1 protein-coding gene is annotated in these 407 nt (G+C 40.8%); it reads right to left on the minus strand.

What is annotated here, in order from left to right; all coding sequences use genetic code 11:
• A partial coding sequence (locus N7931_RS19410; protein ID WP_262795989.1) for an IS3 family transposase occupies positions 1-407 on the minus strand: 407 nt, incomplete at both ends.

Genomic DNA, 407 nt, shown 5'->3' on the forward strand with positions numbered 1-407 from the left:
ACATATAGCCATCCTTGTTGTGTACGGACAAATGTAATATCACCCGACCAATGTGTGTTTAACGACTCAGGATTAAATTGTCTATTCAGTGTATTAGGCGCAATCACAGAGGCTTTGCCACCAACTGGATACTTATGTTGTTTAGGTCGCTTGGCAATGAGCTTGAGCCGTTTCATAAAACGGCTAACTTTATCAATCCCCAATTTAAAGCCCATATCTAACAGCTCAGATAACATCCTGCGTTTGCCGTACGTTGCATCCATATCATTGTGAATATGCTTCATAGCGGCTTCTAAGCGAATTTTTTCTGCATCAATCGACTTGGGTTTTAAGCGATAATAAAACGAGCTAGAAGCTAATTTTAAACAACGGCATATCTGTTGTACTTGGTGACCCGCCTTCTTCAG

Source organism: Catenovulum sp. 2E275 (genome assembly GCF_025515275.1).
In the GTDB taxonomy this organism is placed as follows: domain Bacteria; phylum Pseudomonadota; class Gammaproteobacteria; order Enterobacterales; family Alteromonadaceae; genus Catenovulum.